Below are 21339 nucleotides of genomic sequence, written 5' to 3' on the forward strand. Positions count from 1 at the left end.
GGCGGTGTGATTATAAGAGAATGGATAAGTGTGAGTTAATGCAGGATAAGAGATTATAATATTATGTTCTGCCCCCCCCCCCGTTAATAAATTGATTCACTTTTTGCCCGAGGCTTTGTGAGATTCTTATAAGTTTGCCATAGGCACGTATATGGATAGGCTTCTTAAGCGAAAGCTCAAAAGCTTTGATACGCTCTAGGGCTGTAGCAGATTCTATAATTTCATTTGGGTAGGTGATGGGAAATTTTGTATTGATATGAGCGGGGTTAAAGATTTCTCCCTCTTGACCACAATGCACACCGCTTCCATCAAAGCCAATCTGCTGAATGTATGATGTGCTAGGGCAGAGAACAAGCGCATTGTGTTTGTATGCAATGAGGCAGTTAAAAATAGCCCAAGTTTTGATTTTGCCCTTTGCATTATCAATGACTTGATTAAAGTAAGGCGCAATACCATCAAGGTTGATGTAGTTGATATCTTCTTGCGAGAAATTTTCCAATGCCCAAGTAATATCGCGTTTATAGTGCTGCCATCTATTTTCCCAGCTAGCCCAGCCCCAGCAGTGAAAGAGACGCCAAAAATAACAATCTCCCAAATGAGTAGTATCTATCGGGTAGCTCCAAGCGGAGATCCCCCATACTTTTGGCTCATTTTCATATTTTGATAATGCCGCATTCATATAGTTTAAAAAGACCGGTGATACTACAATATCATCTTCTAAAATGATTGCTTTGCCATATTTACTCATCACATAAGTAACGCCATCAATGATTGAATCTGCTAGTCCTAGATTACTTTCCCGCTCAATAAAAGTGATAGAGCCAAATAGAGGAGTTTGTGCGTTTTTTACAATAATCTCTTTAATGAATGTTTTTACTTCTTGTATGGCATTTTTATCATTATAGGTGGCTTGAGGTTTTGCCCCATCTTGATAGATATAAAGATCACTTTTTGAGGCAAGAGAATTGGCGATTAGAGCTTCAAGCACTTGTTGGGTGTGTTTAGGGCGATTGTAAGTAAAAAGGATAATGGGAGCATAAGATTGTAACATCATAACTTCTCTTTTAATGCTTGAGTATGCTTCATAATTGTTGTAAGGAGATTGTTATAAAAATTTGTATTTTGTATATTTGAGAGATATGGCTCAATACGAGAAAATTCTTTTTGCTCATCAAGTTTATAGGGAAATCCATCTTGTATGCGAGAAATAGCATTTTGCAAATCTTTATATGAGAAGATATGGAGCGTGTGACTTAAGAACTTATAGGCGGTTGTAGTAGCATTAAATAAAATAACAGGCTTATTAAATTGGATAGATTCTAAAGTAACGGTTCCATTAAAAGTAGCGATGGCTTGAGCTTTTTGAATAAGTTGTTTTGAGCTTATTTCAAGTGAGATGAGCGTTGTGTTCGGGACATTCATAATGTGCTTGTAGAATGTAATATTTTTAAAAAATGCAATATTATGGAGAAAATAATTTGTTAAGTCATTGTTAAATTGTAATTGATGGGGATGTTCTTTTACATAGAGTTTCCAACCTTTTGGCAGGGCTTGAGCGGTCATTTTGATAAGAGTAAGTTGAGCTTCGAGGGTGGCTCTGCCTATAATGGCTGCTTCGGGTTCAAGATGGAGATTAAAGTAAATAAATTTTTCATCAAGATTGGGCTTACGAGCATATTTTTTGTAAAAATTATGCATTCTTTTATGCTTGATGAACGAATAAAGTTTGGAAAAAAAGTTGTATTCTATCCCCATAAAGCTACATTTAAAGCTCATATGTTTAAGGCAAACTATAAATTCTATTAATATAGAACCACCAAGATTGTAAAGCAAGGATTTAATTTTATCTTTTAATCTGTGGGGAGGTTTATTTGAGTGTGTTTCATAGCGATAAAAACATCGTTGCTTAATAGAGGATGTTGGCTTATTATGGGTATCAAAAGGAATACAAGTTTTCTTATTATAATATACAAGGGACATATCGTCCATAATGCCCTCAAGTGTGTAGCTTGGAATATTGTGCAAATGAGCTAAACCAAATGGAATCAAGTGGTGTGGTGTAGCAAGTATCATTTCTGCATTAAGGACAAATGATATAGGATACTTTGCAAAAACTTCAGCAAAAAATGAAAGATATTGATAGTAAATATCTTTTGCAAGTGGGTTGTTTAACATAACACGATGTAGCATAGTTTCTACATCAATTTGAATATGCTTCATCTGTTTGATGAGTTCATAGTCTATATATGTGGTGTGCTGTATTTGGAGGAGATTTTGATAGTCAAGGCAATGAATGATTCTATGTCTATATGCTTCTACAAGTAATAAAGTTTTTTGATGCAATTCACAGACTAAGACGGCAATATGAAAATCTGTATGATTTAAAATATGAGAGAGTAGCTTCCCATCTCTGTCTAATAAAATAATAGGGTTATGCATAGATTTCACCCCTATTATTACATTTCGTATATACAGGAGGACAAGCAAAGACAAAGCAGTGCTGTAAATGCGGTAGATGGAGTATGCTTTTACCATAAGAGATACGCTTGTATTGAGCGGATAATATCTTTTGCTCTTGTTTTGGATTGGTAATGTGTGGCGTAAATTTTGAATAAATGCAGGGGGGGGGTATTGTCTCATTGCTAAAATGAGAGGGCTTAGCTTCTAAAAGCTCTAATTGTCCCTTTAAATGGGTAAAATTTTCTACACAAATGATATTTTTTGCCTTATGTAGAATAAGGTTTTTGCCACCAAATACAATGCACGGCTTGTTATGAAAGGTTGATTCAATATGGATTGTCCCATTGATGGTAGCTAAGGCTTTAGCATATTGAATAAGCTCTTTTGATGGGGTATCAAAATCAATAAGTTTTGTATGCTGAAGTTTATGTATTTCCTCATAAAAAGCGAGAGATTTCCACCATTTGAGATTATAGAGAAAATATACCATTTCAGGATTGTTAAGCATAAATTGATGGGGATGTTCTTTAATATAGAGTTTCCAGCCACTAGGCAAGGCATTATGAAGCATTTGAATAATAGTAAGCTGATTTTGCAAAGGCACACATACAGAAGTCCCACCTTCTGGTTCAAAGTGCATTGCATAGAAAATAAAAGGCTCATTGTAATTTGGACTTTGTGAAATTTTCTTATAGTATTTTTTTAGCTTTTTAGTGTATATAAGGCATAAAAGTCTATGCCAAAATGATACGGGAAAATACCCTGGGTGTTGCTTGATAGTAAAATCTCGTTTTACAAGACATATTATAAAATCTACTAAAACTTGCCCACCTATTTTGAGGAGCATTTGTCTTATAAATGTTTTTTGCTTGCCCCATAGGGTTTTATTTGCTGTGGGTAAGACAATATCATCGGGATTGAAGTGATAAAAAAGACTTTCTTGTATCTGCTCTTCATTAAGATTCCCACTTACAAAAGGAATGTATGTATTTGTATTAAAATGTAAAATAGAGATGCCATAAACGAGGGTAGGGGGTATAAAAAATGCAGGAATATCTCTATGTTTAGCAATATAAGCAGGAATATCATAAGTTGCCCCGTGTTCAATACAACCAATCAAAACTAAATCGATATGAAAAGTATCAAAGATATGATTCCAAAAGCATAGCGCATTAATAAACTTATTGCTTGAGAGCATACCATCATTGAGCCATCTATGCGCGACAAATTCAATTTTATACTGCGCTCTTATAAAGTTATGTAAGAGATTATAGTCAAGATAAGGCGTCCCATCTACATATTCTAATTCCTGCATAGACATAATATGCGTGATTTGCGGGTGATTTTTGTATTTTGATTTACAATCTGCTGCCATAGAATCTGAATCTACGATTAAGACTACAATGCGATATTGAAGCTCTAAAAATGTATCAATGAACGTAAGGTCTCTATCAACAAGAATAATATTTTTCATATCGCTTCCTTAAATATGAGTGTGTTGATAGTTTTAGCTAGGAGTTCATAATTTCTTGAAGAAAGAAAAAGATAGATTGGGTTAGAAAAAAGATTATCTAATGTGCTATCCCAAGATTCTACGAGTATAATTTTGGGGCGATATTTTTCCCAGTTATTAGACTGCAGCACTTCTAAATCTAAGCCTTCAACATCAATAGTCATAAAGTCAATTTGTGTGTGTGCTGGGAGATGTTCATCAAGGATAGATTTTAAAGTTCGCATAAGAATAGGAATCTTGTCAATGAGATGATAAAGCGGATGGTGATTATATTTTGTCTCCAAAACAGGGGAAAAGCCATTGAGGGCGGGTTCATTAAAGCTGTAATATGTCATTATGCCCCCCCCCCCATTAGATATACCGCACTCAATGTTAATATCCCTAGGACGGAATCGATTAAATAAATTCATAGAGTTAGGCATTGCGTCAATATTGATACCGCTCCAGCCCTGCTTGTAAAAAAGATAAGTATTTGAGAATCTAAATGGGTGGTGAGCCCCAACATCGACATAAAATCCATTTTGCGCGTATTGAAGCATTTCGCGCAAAATGAGGTCTTCCCCTTGAATTGCGTAGGATTTGATATGAAAACGTGTGATATAAAGATTCTTATATGTGATAAGCAGTGAGCGTAATTTGCGCGGGAGGATTGCTTTAATGATGGATTTTATCATTGTTTCCTCCTATGCAATCTATACAATATGAAGGAATGCAGTAAGATTAAAAAAGCAAGAAGTTTTACTCTATCCCCTCCCCCAGCTAAAATATCAGCTAGTGTGCTTCTTGGGAAAGCGTCAATGGCAGAATGAGAGGAGAGATTATAAATCGTAGTCGATGCAAAAAGACGTTGCAAAATATGATAAGACTGCAAGATTTCAGCATCTGTATGTAAAATATTATGCAGATGTATCTTTTCTAGGGCACAAAGTGTTTCATCTTCATTGTAAAAGCACTTATAGTCATTAAAAAGCGTATTGTTAGTATCTACAAAGTAGTTTTTGAACCAATTATGATCGCAGTCTAAAAGATAGATATATTTGCATCCCATAGCAATACAGCAGATAATAGAGGGAATTAACACATTGCAATATGAGGGCAGGGCAAGAGCCTTTTGAAAGAGAAAATGAGCGATGAAGTCAAAGCCTTTAAATTTTGCAATGCCAAAGGTTTGGATATTAATATGATGATTTTTAATATCTATTAAATGTTCCCAAACATTAGGCACAAGCAAAGCGAACGGATAAGATATATACTCTAAGACACTCAATATTTCCTTTACCTCTTGCTCTACTTTTTGATAATAAGCCTGTGATGCTACATTGTAGGTATCTCCTATGAAATATACAGAATCCATCAAGATGTGATATTTTGGTTGAATGGCGTGATGTATAGGCTTTGTGATTGAGTGATTCATCATTAGTGTGTTATGTTCGTTAAGCAAGGAAGCATATCTTTGTATATCTTTTTTGAGACTTGGACCATTAGCAAGAATAAAAATATGATTGCTGGTAGATTTTGAAAGTGAGGATACGCTAGAAGTATAGGCAGCATTTCTTATAAAGGCATATAAGTGATAGGCTGTGTAAAGGGTGTTTAAACAAAGGTGCTTAAGAGACATAAGCACCCCTTTTGATGAGGAAAAGGGAATAAAGTAGGATTACAAGATGTTTAGTATCCCCCCCCCCGCTGCCTAAAATAGAATCTATATTTTTTCGTTTAAAGGCATCAATCATTGAAACCGATGAGAGATTATAGATATAGGGGAATGCCACCCCTAATGTATCATAGGCTTTAAAAGCTTCAGCTATACACTGCATATGAAATGAAAGCGGATATGGAGTATAGATTTTTTCTTTTTGATTGTGATAGTAATGTGTCTCAAGCGAATATATTCTATTGTTTTCATCGACTTCAAGCTGTTTATGCCAAGTGCTATCTGCCCCAAGCAAATAAATTTCTTTATAGCCCATTGTTACAGCACAGCATAGCCCAGCAAGTAGGACATTAATACCGCTTGGAATAGCAAAATTATGTCTATAAAGCCATCGTTGTAATATGCTAAATGTATAAAGTTCAACGGCATTAAAAGTATATATGTGAAGCTTAGGGTTGTTTAATACAAGGGATTTGGCAGTGCGCTTATGGTAGTAGTGATATGGCGCAAAAACATTCATTTCCCAATCTACTCGAGAAAAAGCTTCATTGAGGCATTTTACACATTGAGTTAATCCCCCATCTATATCCTCTTTATCGGTGTAAAAGCCCCAGTATGCAGGATCCATAAGCATATAATATTTGGGTTTTAGCTCAAAGGCAAGAGTATGGGTAAGCGCTTGATTGACCATCATTATGTCTTCAAGACATAGATCTTTAATATGTGATGTGATGTCAGTATTGAGGCTAGGACCATTACCTATAACAAAAATTCTATCTTTGATGGGCACAATTTGCTTGATAGAGGGGCTAAATGTGCCGTGTCGAATAAAGTTTTGTAAATACCACAAAAATTGCGCGGTTTTATTGACTTTTGACTTTAGGTGATATTTTCGCTGCATTATAGTCCCCATCCATCATCGACAACAATCACTTGTCCATTGATATATAAGCTTGCATCACTAAGCAAAAAAATAAGTGTGCCACTTAAGTCTTGGGGATCGAGCATACCCTTACTTGTGCAATGCTTTCTATATCGAGCCAAAAAACTTTGAGGCTGATTGTCTAAAATACCCCCGGGCGCGATAGCATTAGCTCTAATGCCCGTATTGGCAAGATACTTTGCCATATAGCGCGTCATATGGCATATACCAGCCTTAATCATACTATATTCAATAGGACTATCCATTTGTGTGCCAATGTATGTGTCAAATTTTGGAGCATATACGCCCTGTATGCTACTCATTGAGATGATATTGCCAAATCCTTGTTTTTTAAAATACTTTGCAAATTGCTGTGAGCTAAGAAAGTAGCCGCCCATTTGAAGATTGATATTTGCGCAAAAATCTTCATATTCTACCTCAAAAAAATTTTTTTTACCCCACATTGCTGTGCGAGGATACGCATTATTGACGAGTGCATCTATTTTACCATAATGTGTGTGAATTGTTTCTATGGCTTGCTCTAAACTTGTTTTAGAAATAATATCAAGCATAACACAATCAATACGAGTAGATATATCACTTGCAAGTTGTTGAGAAGATGAGTTTGTAAGCTTTTCGCAAATAGCTTGTTTTGCTGCTTTGGCAGCTTCTAGGTTAATATCTGCAATCACGCCAATGCCGCCATGCTGCACAATAGATTCGATAAAGCCCTTGCCAATGAGACCAGCTCCGCCAGTTACAACAACGACTTTATCTTGTAGAATCATATTGATTTGCTCCATTTTGTAATGTTTAAAGCCGCTCATTATAAGCAAAATACACTAAGATATAGCTTAAGACCCATTGACAGGCTTGCTGCAATAGGCGTTCTTGAAAGACTTATATCGCATAGATTTTGTTTTTCATAGTTTTAAGCTAATCCCTAATCTTATCGCTTGGTGGATAGACAAAGTTTGTCTTTCGCTCTACAAATACTCTCTCTTTTTCATCTACTGCAAAAGCGTGAATGATGATATCATAATGCCCTGCTTGCAAGCTCTCTCTCGTACGGAGGGTTACGATTTTTTTCACCTTATCTCCGGCTTTGACTTTAAAAGGTGCTTTAGGTTGGAGAATCTGCAGAGATTGGGCGATATTGCCACCTTTTGTATTATAGATTTCAAAATACATTTCGTGGTCTTTGGAATCGGTATTATTAAATATCATTATGTAGTGATTTTCCACGATATGATTTGCTCTTACTTCGTATAGCTCAGCAGTGCGGCTAATATCAAGCAGCATAGATTCTTTGGTTGTTCCCATAAAGAGCAGTAGCACAAAGACAAGTGCTAGCACAACCACATAGCCAATCGTCCTAAAGCGGACAAACTGCACCTTGCCATTATTATCAAGCGAAGCAGAAGACTTCCACACTACAAGCGAAGGTTTGCCGAGTTTGCCCATCACACTTGCACACGCATCGACACATTCAAGGCAGTTGATACACTCAAGCTGCATACCCTTTCTAATATCAATATGCGTAGGGCAGACACGCACACAAGCAGAGCAGTTTGTGCATTCATTATTTATATCTTGCTTTTTGGGAGCTAGGCTATATTTTATACCCTTTGCATCATATACAGCCCCACCACGCTTATAGTTATAGAGCGCCATAAGTGTATCATTATCATAAAGCACGCTTTGTATGCGGCAATACGGACACATATAAATGCAAAAATTTTCTTGTATAAAGGTAATATCAAGGATAAAAAATAGCCCAAATCCAAGCCAGAATCCAAGCAAGATTCGATGATTGAGTGGGTCGCTCATATAGGCAAAAAAATCACTAGGAGGCGTGAAGAAAAACATTAAACTAGCAGAGGCTACAAGGCAAAGCACAGAAATGATGAGAAACGCGCACAGGGCTTTAATTTTCGCACTAAAGGTGCTTAAATCCATCTTTTCTTGCTTATTGCTAATTTTTTTACGCAAACCAAAGATTTTTGTTTGTAGTAAATCCCTATACAAAACGCGGAATATCGTCTGTGGACACGCCCAGCCACACCATATCCGCCCAGCAAGGGTTGTCATAAAAAAGATTCCTACAAACATTAAAATCAGCAAAAATGGCATAAGATAAAATTCTTGCATATCAAATACGACACCGAGCAAATGCAGCTGCTTGTGGTCAAAAGAGAGTAAAAAGAGCTGATTGCCATTAATCTGTATAAAGGGGAAAAGAAGAAAAACAAAAGTGGCTATGGCATAAACGATATAGCGTTTGTAGCGATAATGCGATATTTTTAGCAATGGTGCTTGAGATGTGGTGGTCATCACTCTCTCCTTAGTTGTTCTTATTGTATTGTTGAGTGAAAAATGGGAATATAACATTTTTTGACTTAAATTAAATAAAATACATTGATTCTGTAAAATTTTATGAATCTCTATTTTTGAAAAACACAAAAAGGAGCAGGATAATGAAACGGGCTATTGTGCTTGGTGGCGGTGGGTCAAAGGGTGCGTATCAAATCGGTGCGTGGAGGGCTTTAAGAGAGCTAGGCATAGCATATCACATCATCACAGGCACGAGTATAGGAGCGTTTAATGGTGCGATGATGGTGCAGGGCGATTATGACAAAGCATTAGCTTTGTGGCGCGAGATTGATATTGATAAAGTCGCGCTTAATGGGCTTAACCTCCGCACGGATTTAAACTACTATAAAGCCAATCTTGATAAGCTCCTACCTTTTATTAAAAGCTATGCAAATAATAAAGGTATGGATATTACGCCGCTTAAGCAGATTATAGAATCTTCGCTTAATGATTCATTTTTCACCTCTCCTATTAATTATGGCTTAGTAAGCGTGAAGATTCCATCTTTTGCACCTATACAAAAGCCCAAAGCAGAGCTAAATTTGCAGAATCTCGCCTTGTGGATTCTCGCCTCTGCTTCGTGCTTTCCGGCGTTTCCCGTGTGTGAGATTGAGGGGGAGGATTATATCGATGGCGGATATTATGACAAGCTACCTGTAAATTTTGCCTTTGAGCTTGGGGCTGAGGAAGTGATAGCCATAGCGCTTAATCCTAATCCGCATATTTATAGCCATCACCCGCTTGTGCGGACTATCCAGCCTATCGCTTCTCTTGGAGGTATGCTTGATTTTGATAAGGTGAGTATGAGTGAAAATGTAGAGATTGGTTATTTAGATACGTTAAAAAGCTTTGGGAAGCTGTGGGGTAGAGCATATAGCTTTAGAATCTGCAAGAATTTTATGCAAAAATGTGCCTTTGGATTTAATCGTGCTTTTGCCTTTGTGCTACAAAGTGAGCTGCAAGGCACAAGGACATTACCTTTTAGTCTCCATAAGGCATTTGAGATTTTCACCCCCGCTTTATCAAATAGAATCTTTTATCTCTTAAGTGAGGATTCTCCGTATATATCGCATATTGAAAGGGTGTGTGGGGAGGATTTGAGTAATATCCATCACAATAGCTCCTATCGTATGGCTTTACATCTTATAGAATCTGCAATGGCGTATTTTGGAGACTTTGAGAGGACTAAGATTTATGAGCTTGAGGCGGTATGCGAGGTGCTAGCAAAGCAGGATTTTGAGGCATTTGATGTTGAGGTACAAATGGCACAAGAGAGCGATAAAGCGCTGCTTGGCGCATTTTTTGGGCTATTTTTAGCATATATGCAATAATGGACTAGAATGAAAGTATTTGAAAAAATTTATATTGAAATAAGCGATTATTGCGCCCTTTCATGTGGATTCTGCCCGAGTGGTTTGAGACAGACAAAGCGGGGTGAGATGGACTTAGGGCTTTTTACATCTATATGTGAGCAGATTCAGGGCAAGGCAAAACGCGTGTGTTTGCATATTTTGGGCGACCCGCTAGGTGTTGGGGATTTTGCGGCTTATGTGAGAATCTTAGCACATTATGGGCTTAAGGTAGATTTGGTAAGTACGGGGTTATTCTTAAAAGAGCGGGATTTTGAGCTCTTGCTTCAAAATCCCTTTGTGCAGGTTTCTTTCTCTCTTAGCGCGTTTTTGGCAAATGCTAATGTGCTAAAAATGGCGCATTTACATCGTATTTTGGACTTTTGCGGGGCGCATATACAGCGCAATGCACCTATTTTTATCAATCTCCGCTTTCACCAAAATGATATTATGCAGGAAAGTGAGAAATTTAAGGTAATGCTTGAGACCATAAGGGCGTATTTTGGGTTGCCTTCGTGTGATTTAAGGCAAGGACGCATCAAACTTGCTCCTAAAATATTTTTGAATCCTATGCCTTCATTTGAATGGGAGCAAAGTATGCTAGAGCAGCGCACATATAAGAGCGAGAGCAAAGATTCAAAGCCTTTGTGTTATGGGGCGCACAAGCAGTTTGGAATCTTAAGCAATGGTGAGCTTGTGCCTTGTTGTATTGATTATAACGGGAGGGCGAGTTTTGGCAATGTAAGAACACAAAGTATGGAGGGCATTTTAGATTCTGTGCGTTTTTTGCAGTTCGCACAGAATCTAAAAGATGGCATAGCCCCTTGCGAACTATGTGAGAAATGCGGATATAAGATGATTTTATAAAAGCTTTATAGCTTGAGATAGACGCTAGATGCAAATGGATAATCCACCGCTTCTAGGCAAAGCAAGATGTATCACATAAGGGTATCCTATGGATTTGCAAATGGACATTGCTTTGCTTTAAGGGAGCTTTGTCAATATAGATAGGGCTTTAGAAGTTTGCTAGGGCAGAGGTATATATGCTCAAGTTGCGGGTGCATACTCGTGCCATTGCTTTCTCCTGCCATAGAGTAATAGTAGCTTCGTGATATGGTAATAAGCTGTGGATTCCTATAACAAAAGTATTGTGGAAATATTTCAAAGATAATTGTATTTTTTGGCAAAAGGATACATTGTTTGAGCTGCTTCCGTGCTCACTAGCGATGATTTTAGATTCTCTCAAAAGCCCTACTTTTTAAGATTTTTACTAGACAATTTAATACTAATGAATGCCCATACCTGCTAAGATGATGTCCATCAGCGATGGTAATATGATTTTTATCGCAATCTTTAAATGCTTGTGCTATGGTAAAATGTTTTTCAAGACTGCATTCTTCTAAGATTGCATTGTAATGGTTTATATCCTCCTGTATGTTATATACTTTTTCAATCAGTTTCTTGCCGGGTGGAGCAATATGATAGATATTTTCTTTAAAGCAAGTGGGGCTAACATAATGAAATTCATATAAAGATGTGAGATGAAACATTAATCTCTTAGAGATAATTTTATACAAGTATCTTGTGATAGGGAGTGTCAATAGTATTCTTTCCCAACCCCGCTTAATGATTCGTCTGCACGCATCAACTACGCCAACTTGTATAATAACAATATCTGCTTTTTGATATGTCAAAAGGTCTTGTTTTTGAAGTATGATGTCTTTAGTATGTCTGCCCCTTTGGGGAAAGAAGTATATTTTAGCCCCCCCCCCCATTGTTTGCATAAATCTATCCACCCAAGTGGATTCTATAGGAGTGCAATCCCTGCTTAAAGATAAAGAATCAGTAATAATTGTTAGGGTTTTTATATGATGTTTCATAATTATATTCCCAAACATTGCTTACAAAGATGATATGGTGGAAAAATGCCATTTTTGTGCATATTTCTAATTTTTTCAACCTCAATGCCTTGATAAATTTCTAAAAAATCGGTTGTAAGCAATGAACCAAAATTGATACTATCAAAATAATCTTTGCAACATAAAATAAGTGAGCAATCAGCATTAATCCAAATTTCATCAAATGGGCTATGACATAAGGGTTTAGAGTGTGTGATTGGAGATTTGAGAGGTGTGTTTTTAGGCAGCTCTTGTTCTAGCCCCCCCCCCCGTTATATGCTCTTTATGCGTAATTACACGTTTGTATGGCAAAATCGCATTGATTAAATACGCTTTAGAACCAAAAATATCTTTAAAAGATTCTTGTGGATTTTCTACATTGTGTGGCGTTAAAACAGAGCTTATGAGCAGCTTAACGTGCGGATAATGCTTTTGTTTTAACTCTAGGAGGGCAGCAAAGTTTTCAATTACTTTTTGGAAGTCATCTTTACCATGCACGGCATTGTAATTTGTAGAATCTAAAGCATTAATAGAAAATTTTATAGAATCTAAGCCATTTTGCAGCAGAGACTCTGCCCTTGTCTTATCCATAAGTGCTCCATTAGAGCTTATATACACATAAGGAATTTTATAGACATTTTTGCAATGCCAAATAATAGCCTCTAGGTCTTTGTTTAACAATACTTCACCTTTAGCACTCAAACCTAATTCATCTGTTTGCACATATTTTAAGACATTATCCATAGATTTTACAAAGTCCTCATAGCTTGTTTTATTTTTTTTTGGTGCGTTTGTCTGTGTTTGAGCAAAAATTACACTTATGATTGCAGAAAGTGCAAACATCAAAATTAATTTTTCGTTTTATTTTATCCATATTTTTTCTCCTTAAAGTTTTAAGATTAGCTCAACCATTTTTGGGCTATTTTTGTAAGCATTGCGGGATTATCACTTGCATAAAATTGCAAAGATTTAAGTGAATCGCCTGAAGTGAGGTGCAAGCGGGATTCTAAATATTCTACAATCGCCTCGCCTGAATGGATTAGAATACTTTGGTGTTTAAAATATTTATCAAGCGCGGGGGCGATAAGCGGGAAGTGCGTGCAGCCTAGAATAATAGCCTTAGGAGGATTACTAAGGGAGCTAAAATAGTATTCAAAAATATCCTCTACTATTGCCCCCTCTAGCAGTCCCTCTTCCACGATAGGCACAAAAAGCCCTGTGGCAAGACTTTTGAGATTCCAAAAGCCAATTTTGCGTAATCGCATTTCGTATTCACCGGAATTGATTGTCGCACGTGTGGCGATGATAAGGATTTGAGAATCTGTATTTGAAAGCTTATTTTGTACGGCAAGGACACCGGGCTCAATCACCCCAACAATAGGAATTTTGCTCTTTGCCTGCATTTCGGCTAAAGCGTAAGCACTCACAGTATTGCACGCCACAATAAGAATATCGATATGATGTGGAGCAAAGAAATCAAGGGCTTCAAGGGAAAAGCGCACAATTGTTTGCTTATCTTTGACACCATAAGGCACACGCGCGGTATCGCCATAGTAGATAATCTCATCAAAAAGTTTAGCATTAATGAGGCTTTTTAACACACTTAAGCCGCCAACACCGCTATCAAAGACACCCGCGCGCATTAAAATCCTATTCTTGAGAGTTCATCATATTTAAAAACTCTGCATTATCCTGCGTTTGTTTCATTTTTGAGTAAATAAATGTAAGTGCCTCGACATCATCCATCGTGTGCATTACATTACGTAGCATCCATATTTTTGTAAGATTATCTTTGCCAAGGAGTAAATCATCTTTGCGTGTGCCGCTTTTTAATACATCAAAGGCAGGGTAGATTCTGCGGTCAGCGATGGAACGTGCAAGGACGATTTCGCTATTGCCCGTGCCTTTAAATTCTTCAAAAATCACTTCGTCCATTCTTGAGCCTGTTTCAATGAGGGCGGTAGCAATGATAGTAAGGCTGCCGCCTTGCTCGATATTACGTGCTGCACCAAAAAAGCGTTTGGGCTTATGCAGAGCATTTGCATCAACCCCTCCACTTAGCACCTTGCCACTTGATGGCGTAGCGGCATTATAGGCACGAGCTAGACGCGTGATAGAATCTAGCAGTATCACCACATCTTTACCCATTTCTACCTTACGTTTGGCACTTTCAATAACCAAATCTGCCACGCGGATATGGTTTGTCGCTGGCATATCAAAAGTAGAGCTAAAGACTTGTCCTCGCACGCTTCGCTCCATATCTGTAACTTCCTCTGGGCGCTCATCGACTAAAAGCACCATTAGCTCTACTTCAGGGTGATTTTTGGTGATGCCGTGGGCTAATTCCTTCATTAATTCTGTTTTACCCGTGCGCGGAGGAGCGACAATAAGAGCACGCTGCCCCTTGCCAATAGGGCTAAATAAATCTAGCATTCTGCCTGTAACTTTGCTTTGCTCATATTCGAGTTTGAGCTGTTCGTGTGGGAAAAGAGGCGTGAGATTATCAAAAAGCGGACGATTCTTAATCTCTTCAAGCGACATATAATTAATCGCTTCAATCTTTAAAAGTGCATAATATCGCTCTTGGTCTTTAGGGGGGCGCACTTGCCCGGTTACAATATCGCCATTACGTAGGGCGAAACGGCGGATTTGGGATTGCGATACATAGGTGTCATTTTGACTATCTGCGAGACTTTCGGTCAATGCCCGTAAGAATCCATAGCCCTCATTGGTGATTTCTAAAATACCTGAAAAGAGTATATAGCCGCCTTGGTTGACTTGGGCTTTGAGAATCTCAAAAATCAAATCCTGTCTACGATAATCGCTAGGATTCTCTACTCCTACCTCTTCGGCAATACTGATAAGCTGTTTAATGCTTTTGGTGCGTAATTCTTCAAGCTGGTAACCTTCCACAGGCGTGTGAGTTCGTTTATTATCTGCCATAAAATTCCTTAGTTCAAATGAAGATTTAAGAAAGTTAAGAAGATAAAATCTGTGCTATAAGATCTTATCTTCTCTAAGAAGTCTTTTGTGAAAAAGTGAAAGTCGATTTTATAGAAAAGTTCCTTGTGTGTCAATATCTTACATGCTTTAAACAATATTGTTTTTAACATTTTTGTTCAAATCAGGGTGAATCTTATATACTTTGTTTTTAATCTTAATCAAAATGCCCGTGTCAATAAGTTGCTTAAATGTCTTTACAATCGTGGGCTTGCTGACATTAAGATGAGCGATAATGTTTTCATAAGAGCCATAAAAGATATTATCCTCATCGCAATTCGCGAGTAAAAATTGAATAATGGCAATTTTTTTGCCTCCTACAAAGGTGGAGATAGCATTAATGAGTAGATTCTTTGAGGCAATCTCATCAGCTTGCAAAAATGGCAAAATAGCCTTATTGAGCGTATGGAGTAATTCTTCAATATTGATAGGCTTTAAGATATAGCCATCTACGCGCAAACGTATCGCATCAAGGAGGTATTTTGTCTCTGTGTGCGCAGTAGTGATGACTACAGGGATATCAGGGTGGGTGCTTGAGTTGCGTATGGCATTAATGAGCTCAATTCCATTCATTTTAGGCATAAGAATATCTGTCAATATTAAATCAATTTTATGTCGTTTAAAAAGATCAAGCGCTTCTTGTCCATTTTTAGCCACAAATAGACGCCCTACATAATCTTCAAGCACCATACTTGTGAGGTTAGCGGTATCTATATCATCTTCTACATAAAGAATAGTAAGTTTATTAAGAGTATCAAATTTCATTATCGCTGCCTTGTGTTGGTATGTGAATGTTAAATTCTGCTCCAAAAAAGTGTTCTTTCCATTGTGTATTTGATACATCAATGCTACCATTAAAATGTCTCTCAATGATTTGCTTTGCCATATATAGCCCAACACCTGTGCCTACAGATTTATGCTTAGTGGTAAAATAAGGCTCAAACACCTTTGTCTTGTCCTCTAAGCCAATGCCTCCCGCATTATCCTTGATACAAAGGACAATATTATATCCTACCTTATCTAATAAAATTTCTATATGTGCTTTAAAGTCCTCATTGCTTTGTGCTTTGAGTTTTAGGGCGTCAATGGCGTTATTAATAAGGATTAAAATCACTTGCATAAAAGAGTTTTGATAGCCATTTACACTAAGATTTGCTTTTTTGATTAATACATCAATATATATATGATTTTCTTTAATCTGTTCTTTAAGGAGTTCTAGAGAATCCCAAATGCTTGTAGCAGGTTCAAACACTTCCGTGCTTGTCTCTGGGCGGAAGAAATTGCGGAAATTTTCAATCGTATTTGACATTTCAGTGGCGATTTTCATACCATATTGCGTTTGTTGCAGGACAAATTCATTATCAAGCTTATTTTGCATAGCCTTGCTTTTAAAGCTCTGTATCAGCATCATTAGAGAATTAAGTGGTTGCCGCCATTGATGAGCGATATTTTGTATCATCTCCCCCATAGAGGCAAGTCTAGCCTGTTGATACATAATCAAATCTTTCTTGCGATTCTGCTCTACCTCGTATTCAATGGACTTTTGTAAATTGGCATTAAGTGCTTGAAGCTCTTTTGTCTTAGATTGCACAAGTTGTTCTAAAAGCAAGTGATTGGTATTGATAGAATGCCCGATAGATAGGGCAAGGATAATAATCGTAGCAATCACGATAAACATAAAAATAGCTAAGATAATATAAGTATTTTTGTAAAGAGAATCTGTAATCTTTTTCCCATAAAAAGCAATGTCAAAAGAGAGTAAAACCTGCTCTTTAAGTAAAGAGGGCATCGAGAGGGTATCACTATTGATAAAGGCTCTATCAATAGATTCTATAAGAGCGCTCTCTGCTTGTAAAAGAGTTTGAATCTGCCAATATTCATTAGGCATAAAGGTTTTGGCATACCATCGGCGTAAATGCACAATAGCAGATTCTATATTTCTACTCGTATCGTGAATCTTGTGTTGCTCCCACATTTCAAGCAAATACGGGAGATTCTGCTTATTGCGTGCATCACTTTCTGTAAGGAGCATAAGCGTGTGGATATTGTGATTATGTAGTGAGTTTATATCAAACTCACTTTTTAGCCCCATTAGTGCAAGTATCCCCACACTTGCTACAAGTGCAAATCCTATGACAATAATCCACATTAAAATTGTAGTTTTTGCGCGAAAGGAGATATTATTCATTAAAGAAGACATTATATGTTTCATACAAGCTCTTTTCCATTAGCAATTGCATCGCCTAAAGCACGCAAAAGTAAATCATATTGCAAAAATCGTTCTTTATGTTTCTTAAGGGAATAGCTAATCTGCTCTTGCAGCGTTTTTTGTGAGCTAAGGAGTGTATTATGCTCTTTATGTAGGGTAGCGATATTTTTTTGTGTTTCTTCTAGAGTATTGAGCGTATGAGATTTATCCACTATCAGCTTATTAATCTCACTGCCTAGAGCGATAATCTCTACTTTAGGGGCTTTTTTATCCACAAGTAATCGCAATGTCTTATTTTTATTTTCCAATATATCATTGTAGGTTTGTGCGTCTGCTTCATATCCCTTTTGTCGCAATTTATCTTGTGCGATTTGATTTGTGAGGTTATGAATGCGCTCCTCAAGCTTATTGGCTTGTTTTTGCATACTTTGTATGTCAAATTCTACACTGATTTTATTATGTAAGGCTTCTTTGATGAGTGCTAGTGTCCAAGGTTTGCCATTTTTATCAATAATAAGGGGCTTTGTGTAGATTTTCCCCCCTAGCTCAATCGAACCACCATTATAAAATTCAATAAAGCTAATCGCATTGGCATTATCCTTTATGCAGAGGTCTAGGAGCTCTTTTGCCACTATTTCAAACATCACCCACGAATATTGCTGAACTAATGTCAAGCAATACATACTTTTTGCAATAGAATCAACACGTTTAAGCGGCAGCTTTTCTAAAAATAGTCGTAACTTCTGTATGGCAAAAAACCCAAATCGCTGGTTAAAAAGAATATTATCAATATGTGTGAGGTCAATATCATTTTGCAATATCTGTGAGGTGTTTTGCATAATCACATCTTGAATATTGACTGATTGCAACATATCATCAATACTTTGTTTATCGGCATTGCTTAGAACATTGATGTGCATTCTATTATTGATTTGCCGTATTTCATTGCTGATTTGCACCATTTCATTATCAAATTTACGCAGCTTTATATTCCCATCCTTGAAAAATAGCCCATCACGCGGCTGTATGCCAAAGACATTTCTCAAAGCCACTTTTATCATATCTCTTTTTGTGCTTTGATTTTGCAAATCAAGCATAGAATTTACAAAGCTAAATAGCTCATCAAAATCCGCTTTTGAAGGCTCTTGCGTGTAGAGAGTGCTTTTATGCATTTTAAGAAAATCGCAGATTCTCTGCACATAAAGATTATGCGTGTAGTTTTTAATCCGCGTGATGATTTGAAGCTGCTTTTTATCATAATGCACGAAGCAGCCTAAGCCTTTTTGATCATAAAAATGCAAAATCGCTAAGCGAATATCATTTTCCGCGCTAGGATTATCCTGTAAAAGTGTAAAAAGCGCCTTTTCACTCTTCATTTTAGCCTCTGTAATATTCACAGATTCACTAAAATATTTTTGCAGTATTTGCAAGGCTTCATCATAGAGCGTATGGCTATTCATAGGGATTCTTTAGTGTGGAATTGTCTGCTTTTTAGCACGGATTGAATCTGCTCTTGTGAGGCATTTTGCAATGTTTGAAATGAGCCAAAATATTCTAAAAGTCGCTTTATCTGTGCCTTGCTGTATTGCTTCTCTCCCATTATTTGCACCTTATTTGTGTCTTTTGTTTTCCTATAGCGATGATAGGTAATAGCATATTTATGCGCCTCATCACGTAGCTTCTGGCAGAATTGTAGTCTTTTGTCATTTGCTTTTAGTTTAAATTCCGCTTGGTTTGTGCGCAATATATCAAGTGCATTGCCCTTTGCCCGATAGGCTTTAGCATTATGTTTCATTTTTGCAATCGCCACCACATCGACATTTGCACCCACACTTTGGAGAATCTCACACGCGATATGAATTTGTGCCTTTCCGCCATCAAGCAGCCATAAATCCGGCGGAGGATTAGATTCAAACTTAGCTGCCCTACGTTCAAGCATTTGCCGCATTTGCGTGTATTCATCGCTACCTTCGAGGGTATATCGCCGATAATGCGATGAGAGAAAGGCATTATTTTCATACACAATCATACCGCCTACATTATGCACCCCGCTATGATGAGAGGTATCAAACACCTCAATTCTGTAGGGCACTCTTTGGAGGGCGCAGAGTTCTTTTAAGGCTATGAGAGTTGGCTCATCGCTATGCTGCTGCTTATGGAGGCGCAATATCTCAAGGGCATTTTGATAGGCAAGGGTAAGAAGCTCTCTTTTCTTGCCTTTTTGGGGCTGGATAATCTTAATATGGCTTTGGGTTTGGCTACTAATGAGCTGCTGCAAATGCACTAAGTCTGCAAATGCAAAATGGGGGATAAGAATCTCATCAGGCATTAGAGGCGTTATATTTTTATAATGATTAAGCAGGGCTTGTGTGTAGAGTTCAGGGAGATTATCATCATAAATATCTTGGTGGAGCAGTGAAAAATCGCTAGAGACAATGCGTCCATTGCGGATAAAGAGCACCATAAGAATGTGCGTATTAAGGCTCTCATCATCTTTAACAAGGGTAAATACATCATAATTTCCGCTTCGTATGTCGATTATGGATTGATTTTTCATCTGTGTGATTTTGCGGATTCTATCGCGGATTTTAGCAGCTTCCTCAAACTGCAAGGAAGTAGAGAGTTTTTGCATTTTTGATTCTAAAATACGTGCGAGTTCTTTTTTATTTTCAAGTAATGCAATGCCCTGCGTGATGAGCTTAGCATATTCTATTGTGGAGATTTTGCCCTCACAGGGGGCGAGACATTTATTAATCGCATAAAACATACAAGCTTTTTTGCCTTTCACACAGGATTTTTTCTGCACAAGCGGTAGCACATCATAAAGGCTATCAAGCAATTCTCTAGCCCCACTTGCAAATGGTCCAAAATACTGAATCTTAGGCGATTTTAGCACTTGTCTTGTGATGTCAAAGCGGGGGTAGTGGAGGGATTTATCAATATAAATATACGGATAGGTTTTATCATCGCGCAGAAGGATATTGTATTTAGGCTTTAGGCTTTTGATAAGGGAGTTTTCAAGTATGAGTGCGTCTTGTTCGTTATTGGTTAAAAGCGTGTGAATCTGCGCTATTTGGGATACCATAAGCCCGATTCTGGGGCTAAGATTGGGCTTTGGGGAGATAGATTCGTTATGAATGCTAAAATAGCTTTTAATGCGATTTCTAAGATGCTTTGCCTTGCCTATATAGAGGAGATTTCCCGCATTATCAAAGTATTGATAAATGCCTGATTGTGTAGGCAAATGCTTTAATGTGAAAAGGAGAGAGGGATTTTCAGGTGGCATTTTGAGCTTCCCATTGTCGCTTAATGCTTAAACGTAAGGCTTCGATTTTGTCATAAATCTCTTTATTGGTGGCGCGATTTTCAAACTCTCCATTGGAATGCTCATAAAAGGCGGGATTGGTGCTTGGTGGTAATGGTGGAGTAAGAATGTGGCTTGGCACATAAGCGTGTATTTTTTGGATAGAACTAAGCCTAGGGAAAAGTGCTTTGTGGCTTTTTAAACTCTCTGTTATGTGTTTATGCTTATAATGATTAAATTCTACGCACAAAGCCTTGTGTTTAAAGGCAAAAAGCAATCGATTATTTTTAATGGTAATAAAGAGAATCTGATCTCTTTCAAGTGGCGTAAGAAAGGTATTTTTAAAGCGCGTGATTTCACTTTGCTGCTGCAGTCTGTGAGCCAGAGATGGAAATTCCCGCCCGATATGGGAGAGTATATGAGCCATAGTAGTTGTTTTCATAGGCATATTTTAGCATATTTAGCGTTTATTTTTGCCATCGTTGGTATGGGGATAAATACCGGTTGTGGCTATAAGGCAGACCCATTTTATAAGCCCTCAAATCAAGTTGATACAAGCTCAAGTGTAAATGCAGCCCAAAATCAAAAGAAAAAAGTGCTTTTTGAAGAGATAGATTCTAAACCCACAGCGAGTTATGAGGCAGATGGGGAGTAGGG

22 protein-coding genes are annotated in these 21339 nt (G+C 37.4%); 3 read left to right on the forward strand and 19 right to left on the reverse strand.

The window, feature by feature from the left end; translation table 11 throughout:
* Nucleotides 1-61: 61 nt before the first annotated feature.
* From V3I05_RS09960 to ccoG, 8 genes are all read right to left on the reverse strand, one after another.
* Nucleotides 62-1054, reverse strand: coding sequence for a hypothetical protein (locus tag V3I05_RS09960; protein ID WP_343353509.1), 993 nt, complete (start codon nucleotides 1052-1054; stop codon nucleotides 62-64).
* The gene (locus tag V3I05_RS09965) at nucleotides 1051-2439 is read right to left on the reverse strand and encodes a hypothetical protein (RefSeq protein WP_343353511.1); all 1389 of its coding nucleotides are present in this window, start codon (nucleotides 2437-2439) and stop codon (nucleotides 1051-1053) included. Before V3I05_RS09965 ends, V3I05_RS09960 begins: the two co-directional genes overlap by 4 nt.
* Entirely contained in the window at nucleotides 2432-3934 is a 1503-nt protein-coding gene (locus tag V3I05_RS09970) for a hypothetical protein (RefSeq protein WP_343353513.1), read from the reverse strand. The genes V3I05_RS09965 and V3I05_RS09970 overlap by 8 nt, the downstream gene beginning before the upstream one ends.
* The gene (locus tag V3I05_RS09975) at nucleotides 3931-4647 is read right to left on the reverse strand and encodes an FkbM family methyltransferase (RefSeq protein WP_343353515.1); all 717 of its coding nucleotides are present in this window, start codon (nucleotides 4645-4647) and stop codon (nucleotides 3931-3933) included. Before V3I05_RS09975 ends, V3I05_RS09970 begins: the two co-directional genes overlap by 4 nt.
* The gene (locus V3I05_RS09980; protein ID WP_300733252.1) at nucleotides 4644-5591 is read right to left on the reverse strand and encodes a hypothetical protein; all 948 of its coding nucleotides are present in this window, start codon (nucleotides 5589-5591) and stop codon (nucleotides 4644-4646) included. The genes V3I05_RS09975 and V3I05_RS09980 overlap by 4 nt, the downstream gene beginning before the upstream one ends.
* A complete protein-coding gene (locus V3I05_RS09985) occupies nucleotides 5581-6528 on the reverse strand; it encodes a hypothetical protein (RefSeq protein WP_300446884.1) in 948 nt (315 codons plus the stop codon). Before V3I05_RS09985 ends, V3I05_RS09980 begins: the two co-directional genes overlap by 11 nt.
* Nucleotides 6528-7337 (reverse strand): oxidoreductase, encoded by an 810-nt coding sequence (locus tag V3I05_RS09990; RefSeq protein ID WP_425531737.1) that lies wholly within the window; start codon nucleotides 7335-7337, stop codon nucleotides 6528-6530. The genes V3I05_RS09985 and V3I05_RS09990 overlap by 1 nt, the downstream gene beginning before the upstream one ends.
* 148 nt (nucleotides 7338-7485) lie before the next feature.
* Nucleotides 7486-8883, reverse strand: a complete 1398-nt coding sequence (ccoG, locus tag V3I05_RS09995; protein WP_300451043.1) for a cytochrome c oxidase accessory protein CcoG — start codon at nucleotides 8881-8883, stop codon at nucleotides 7486-7488.
* A gap of 143 nt (nucleotides 8884-9026) precedes the next feature.
* On the opposite strand from ccoG, the gene V3I05_RS10000 reads away from it, so the two are divergent.
* Both V3I05_RS10000 and V3I05_RS10005 read left to right on the forward strand, forming a co-directional pair.
* Nucleotides 9027-10253 carry a patatin-like phospholipase family protein gene (locus V3I05_RS10000; protein ID WP_295702063.1) on the forward strand — a complete coding sequence of 409 codons (1227 nt, stop codon included), beginning with the start codon at nucleotides 9027-9029 and terminating at the stop codon, nucleotides 10251-10253.
* A gap of 9 nt (nucleotides 10254-10262) precedes the next feature.
* Nucleotides 10263-11138: a radical SAM/SPASM domain-containing protein gene (locus tag V3I05_RS10005; RefSeq protein WP_295702082.1), complete on the forward strand. Its 876-nt coding sequence runs from the start codon at nucleotides 10263-10265 to the stop codon at nucleotides 11136-11138.
* Between the two features lie 131 nt (nucleotides 11139-11269).
* On the opposite strand, the gene V3I05_RS10010 is transcribed toward V3I05_RS10005, so the two are convergent.
* From V3I05_RS10010 to V3I05_RS10060, 11 genes are all read right to left on the reverse strand, one after another.
* Nucleotides 11270-11458 (reverse strand): hypothetical protein, encoded by a 189-nt coding sequence (locus V3I05_RS10010; protein ID WP_295702084.1) that lies wholly within the window; start codon nucleotides 11456-11458, stop codon nucleotides 11270-11272.
* 45 nt (nucleotides 11459-11503) lie between these two features.
* Nucleotides 11504-12151, reverse strand: a complete 648-nt coding sequence (locus V3I05_RS10015; RefSeq protein WP_343353518.1) for an SGNH/GDSL hydrolase family protein — start codon at nucleotides 12149-12151, stop codon at nucleotides 11504-11506.
* Nucleotides 12152-12153: 2 nt separating this feature from the next.
* Nucleotides 12154-12417 carry an SPASM domain-containing protein gene (locus V3I05_RS10020; RefSeq protein WP_343354261.1) on the reverse strand — a complete coding sequence of 88 codons (264 nt, stop codon included), beginning with the start codon at nucleotides 12415-12417 and terminating at the stop codon, nucleotides 12154-12156.
* Nucleotides 12410-13012, reverse strand: a complete 603-nt coding sequence (locus V3I05_RS10025; RefSeq protein ID WP_343353520.1) for a radical SAM protein — start codon at nucleotides 13010-13012, stop codon at nucleotides 12410-12412. The genes V3I05_RS10020 and V3I05_RS10025 overlap by 8 nt, the downstream gene beginning before the upstream one ends.
* Before the next feature lie 56 nt (nucleotides 13013-13068).
* On the reverse strand, nucleotides 13069-13812 hold the full coding sequence (gene murI, locus V3I05_RS10030; RefSeq protein WP_295700377.1) for a glutamate racemase: 744 nt from the start codon (nucleotides 13810-13812) through the stop codon (nucleotides 13069-13071).
* Nucleotides 13813-13819: 7 nt separating this feature from the next.
* Nucleotides 13820-15112: a transcription termination factor Rho gene (rho, locus tag V3I05_RS10035; RefSeq protein ID WP_300446892.1), complete on the reverse strand. Its 1293-nt coding sequence runs from the start codon at nucleotides 15110-15112 to the stop codon at nucleotides 13820-13822.
* Nucleotides 15113-15259: 147 nt separating this feature from the next.
* Nucleotides 15260-15934, reverse strand: a complete 675-nt coding sequence (locus V3I05_RS10040) for a response regulator (protein ID WP_300451027.1) — start codon at nucleotides 15932-15934, stop codon at nucleotides 15260-15262.
* Nucleotides 15924-17381: a sensor histidine kinase gene (locus tag V3I05_RS10045; RefSeq protein ID WP_295700384.1), complete on the reverse strand. Its 1458-nt coding sequence runs from the start codon at nucleotides 17379-17381 to the stop codon at nucleotides 15924-15926. The genes V3I05_RS10040 and V3I05_RS10045 overlap by 11 nt, the downstream gene beginning before the upstream one ends.
* Nucleotides 17378-18838, reverse strand: a complete 1461-nt coding sequence (locus tag V3I05_RS10050) for a hypothetical protein (RefSeq protein ID WP_295700387.1) — start codon at nucleotides 18836-18838, stop codon at nucleotides 17378-17380. Before V3I05_RS10050 ends, V3I05_RS10045 begins: the two co-directional genes overlap by 4 nt.
* Nucleotides 18835-20664 carry an excinuclease ABC subunit UvrC gene (gene uvrC, locus V3I05_RS10055; protein WP_343353523.1) on the reverse strand — a complete coding sequence of 610 codons (1830 nt, stop codon included), beginning with the start codon at nucleotides 20662-20664 and terminating at the stop codon, nucleotides 18835-18837. Before uvrC ends, V3I05_RS10050 begins: the two co-directional genes overlap by 4 nt.
* The gene (locus V3I05_RS10060; protein ID WP_295700392.1) at nucleotides 20654-21109 is read right to left on the reverse strand and encodes a hypothetical protein; all 456 of its coding nucleotides are present in this window, start codon (nucleotides 21107-21109) and stop codon (nucleotides 20654-20656) included. Before V3I05_RS10060 ends, uvrC begins: the two co-directional genes overlap by 11 nt.
* Here V3I05_RS10060 and V3I05_RS10065 point away from each other — a divergent pair.
* Nucleotides 21101-21337, forward strand: a complete 237-nt coding sequence (locus V3I05_RS10065; protein ID WP_295700394.1) for a hypothetical protein — start codon at nucleotides 21101-21103, stop codon at nucleotides 21335-21337. The genes V3I05_RS10060 and V3I05_RS10065 overlap by 9 nt on opposite strands.
* Nucleotides 21338-21339 lie beyond the last annotated feature (2 nt).

The sequence above is a fragment of the Helicobacter mastomyrinus genome (assembly GCF_039555295.1).
Classification (GTDB): domain Bacteria; phylum Campylobacterota; class Campylobacteria; order Campylobacterales; family Helicobacteraceae; genus Helicobacter_C; species Helicobacter_C mastomyrinus.

Excerpts from the sequence above, each read along its gene's own strand:
- V3I05_RS09960 (WP_343353509.1), bottom strand. The coding sequence starts at position 1,054 with ATGATGTTACAATCTTATGCTCCCATTATCCTTTTTACTTACAATCGC.
- uvrC (WP_343353523.1), bottom strand. The coding sequence starts at position 20,664 with ATGCCACCTGAAAATCCCTCTCTCCTTTTCACATTAAAGCATTTGCCT.
- V3I05_RS09970 (WP_343353513.1), bottom strand. The coding sequence starts at position 3,934 with ATGAAAAATATTATTCTTGTTGATAGAGACCTTACGTTCATTGATACA.
- V3I05_RS10060 (WP_295700392.1), bottom strand. The coding sequence starts at position 21,109 with ATGGCTCATATACTCTCCCATATCGGGCGGGAATTTCCATCTCTGGCT.
- V3I05_RS10050 (WP_295700387.1), bottom strand. The coding sequence starts at position 18,838 with ATGAATAGCCATACGCTCTATGATGAAGCCTTGCAAATACTGCAAAAA.
- V3I05_RS09975 (WP_343353515.1), bottom strand. The coding sequence starts at position 4,647 with ATGATAAAATCCATCATTAAAGCAATCCTCCCGCGCAAATTACGCTCA.
- V3I05_RS10040 (WP_300451027.1), bottom strand. The coding sequence starts at position 15,934 with ATGAAATTTGATACTCTTAATAAACTTACTATTCTTTATGTAGAAGAT.
- V3I05_RS10015 (WP_343353518.1), bottom strand. The coding sequence starts at position 12,151 with ATGAAACATCATATAAAAACCCTAACAATTATTACTGATTCTTTATCT.
- V3I05_RS10000 (WP_295702063.1), top strand. The coding sequence starts at position 9,027 with ATGAAACGGGCTATTGTGCTTGGTGGCGGTGGGTCAAAGGGTGCGTAT.
- murI (WP_295700377.1), bottom strand. The coding sequence starts at position 13,812 with ATGCGCGCGGGTGTCTTTGATAGCGGTGTTGGCGGCTTAAGTGTGTTA.
- ccoG (WP_300451043.1), bottom strand. The coding sequence starts at position 8,883 with ATGACCACCACATCTCAAGCACCATTGCTAAAAATATCGCATTATCGC.
- V3I05_RS10045 (WP_295700384.1), bottom strand. The coding sequence starts at position 17,381 with ATGAAACATATAATGTCTTCTTTAATGAATAATATCTCCTTTCGCGCA.
- V3I05_RS09985 (WP_300446884.1), bottom strand. The coding sequence starts at position 6,528 with ATGCAGCGAAAATATCACCTAAAGTCAAAAGTCAATAAAACCGCGCAA.
- rho (WP_300446892.1), bottom strand. The coding sequence starts at position 15,112 with ATGGCAGATAATAAACGAACTCACACGCCTGTGGAAGGTTACCAGCTT.
- V3I05_RS09990 (WP_425531737.1), bottom strand. The coding sequence starts at position 7,337 with ATGATTCTACAAGATAAAGTCGTTGTTGTAACTGGCGGAGCTGGTCTC.
- V3I05_RS09965 (WP_343353511.1), bottom strand. The coding sequence starts at position 2,439 with ATGCATAACCCTATTATTTTATTAGACAGAGATGGGAAGCTACTCTCT.
- V3I05_RS10025 (WP_343353520.1), bottom strand. The coding sequence starts at position 13,012 with ATGTTTGCACTTTCTGCAATCATAAGTGTAATTTTTGCTCAAACACAG.
- V3I05_RS09980 (WP_300733252.1), bottom strand. The coding sequence starts at position 5,591 with ATGTCTCTTAAGCACCTTTGTTTAAACACCCTTTACACAGCCTATCAC.
- V3I05_RS10065 (WP_295700394.1), top strand. The coding sequence starts at position 21,101 with ATGAGCCATAGTAGTTGTTTTCATAGGCATATTTTAGCATATTTAGCG.
- V3I05_RS10005 (WP_295702082.1), top strand. The coding sequence starts at position 10,263 with ATGAAAGTATTTGAAAAAATTTATATTGAAATAAGCGATTATTGCGCC.